Source organism: Streptomyces sp. (assembly GCF_035563135.1).
In the GTDB taxonomy this organism is placed as follows: Bacteria; Actinomycetota; Actinomycetes; order Streptomycetales; family Streptomycetaceae; genus Streptomyces.
The window spans coordinates 1-2319 of sequence record NZ_DATMVN010000438.1; the positions used below are offsets into that span (position 1 = coordinate 1).

Genomic DNA, 2319 nt, shown 5'->3' on the forward strand with positions numbered 1-2319 from the left:
CGGCCATGGACCGGGTACGGGACGATCTCGCCTCCCGCCCGGACGGCACCCGGTCGGTGGTCCTCGCCCATGCGTTCGTGACGGGTGGTCAACCCAGCGACAGCGAACGCGACATCACGGTCGGCGGTGTCGCCGCCGTCCCCGCAGAAGTCTTCGACGGCGTCGACTACGTGGCGCTCGGCCACCTGCACGGCTGCCAGACGGTCACCGATCGTGTGCGCTACTCGGGTTCGCCGCTCGCGTACTCCTTCTCCGAGCACGCGCACCGCAAGACGATGTGGCTGATCGACCTCGGCGCAGGCGGAGACCTCGTCGCCGAACGCGTCGACTGCCCGGTGCCGCGCCCGCTCGCACGGCTCCGCGGATCCCTCGGCACGCTGCTCGAGGACCCGGCCCTCGAACGGCACCGGAATTCCTGGGTGGAAGCCACCCTCACCGACCCGGCGCGGCCGGACGAGCCGATGGCCCGCCTGCTCGAACGCTTCCCGCACACCCTCAGCCTGGTCTTCGACCCCGAGCGTGCCCCTGAGGACCCCCTCGCGTCGTACGCCCAGCGGCTCGAGGGACGTGACGACCAGCAGGTGGCGGAGGATTTCGTGGCCCATGTACGCGGCGGCAGCGGCCCCACCGCACAGGAACGGACGGTGCTGCGCGCCGCCTTCGACGACGTACGGGTCGGCGACGGAGCCGGTGAGGTGTCCCGTTGAGACTGCACAAGCTCACCCTGTCCGCGTTCGGTCCCTTCGGCGCCACGCAGGAAGTCGACTTCGACGCACTGTCCTCGGCCGGGATCTTCCTGCTGCACGGCCCCACCGGCGCGGGCAAGACCTCCGTCCTCGACGCGGTCTGCTACGGCCTGTACGGGGCGGTGCCCGGTGCCCGGCAGAGCCCCGGCACCTCGCTGCGCAGTGACCACGCCCCGGCGGACCGGCCGACCGAGGTCTGCCTGGAGCTGACCGTCGCGGGGCGCCGCCTCGAAGTCACCAGGCGCCCCGCCCAGCCCCGTCCCAAGAAGAGGGGCGGCGGCTTCACGACCGAGAAGGCGCAGAGCCGGCTGCGCGAGTACGACCCGGAGCACGGCTGGAAGGCGCTCAGCAGCTCCCACCAGGAGATCGGCGAGGAGATCGGCGGGCTCATCGGGATGAGCCGGGAGCAGTTCTGCCAGGTGGTGCTGCTGCCGCAGGGTGACTTCGCGCGTTTCCTGCGGGCCGACGCGGAGGCGCGCGGAAAGCTGCTCGGCCGGCTCTTCGACACCCGCCGTTTCGCGGCCGTCGAGGAGCGCCTGGCCGAACTGCGCCGGGGGGCCGAAGCCCGGGTCAGGAAAGGGGACGAGCAGATCCTCGCCCTGGCCCAGCGGATCGCGCAGGCGGCCGGGCCCGCCGGGGAGGAAGTGGCACTGCCCGAGAACCGGCCCGGTGAGCCCGGTCTCGCCGAGGAGGTCCTGCGATGGGCCGCCGTCGTGCGCAGCGGGGCCCGTGAGCGGCTCGACATCGCCCGGTGCCTCCTCGCCGGGGCGGAGGCCCGGAACACCGCCGCACGCCACGCACTTGAGACCGAGCGCGAACGCGCCCGGCTCCAGCAGCGGTACGAGGAGACCCGGCGCCGCGCCGCCGGCCTGGAGGACCGCCGCGCGGAACGCGACCGTTGCCACGAACAGCTGGCCCGCGCGCGCAAGGCGGACCTGGTCGCCCCGGCGCTCGACCTGCGCGACGAGGCCGAGCGGGCCCACCGCGCTGCTGCCGGAGCCCGCGAGCGGTCCCTTGCCGGGCTTCCTCCCGAACTGGCCGGCGCGGACTTCGAGCAACTGGCCGAGAGGGAACGCGGACTCAGGGCGGAACTCGGCGTACTCGAAGCCGCCCGCCGGGCCGAACGGCGCAGCCGGGAGATCGAGACGGAACGGGCCGGTCTGGAAAGGCAGTCCCGGTCCGACGACGAACTGATCCAGGAGGCGGAGGACTGGCTGGACGGATGGGAGGCGGCCCGCCGGAGCCTCATGGACCGGGTCGAGGAGGCGCAGGACGCCGCGACGAGAGCGGAACAGCTGGCCGGACGGCTGGGCCCCGCACGCAGGAGACTGGAGGCGGCGCGCAGGCGTGACGCTCTCGCTGTGCAGGAGGACGTGGCGGTGGCGGCCCTGACCACGGCGCGTGAGCACGCGGTGGACGCGCACGAGAAGTGGCTGGCGCTGCGGGAGCAGCGGCTGCGCGGCATCGCGGCGGAACTGGCCGGCCGGCTCGTCGACGGCGTCGCCTGTACGGTGTGCGGCTCGGCCGAGCACCCGGAGCCGGCCCGCGCGGAGGCCGGCCATGTGGACCGGGC

The 2319-nt window shown here is 73.8% G+C and carries 2 protein-coding genes; both read left to right on the forward strand.

Annotated elements, in window-relative coordinates; all coding sequences use genetic code 11:
• On the forward strand, nucleotides 1-707 hold a 707-nt coding region (locus VN520_RS19330), incomplete at its 5' end, for an exonuclease SbcCD subunit D (RefSeq protein ID WP_325748178.1).
• Nucleotides 704-2319, forward strand: a 1616-nt coding sequence (locus VN520_RS19335; protein WP_325748179.1) for an SMC family ATPase, incomplete at its 3' end; no start/stop codon positions are given. The genes VN520_RS19330 and VN520_RS19335, both read left to right, overlap by 4 nt.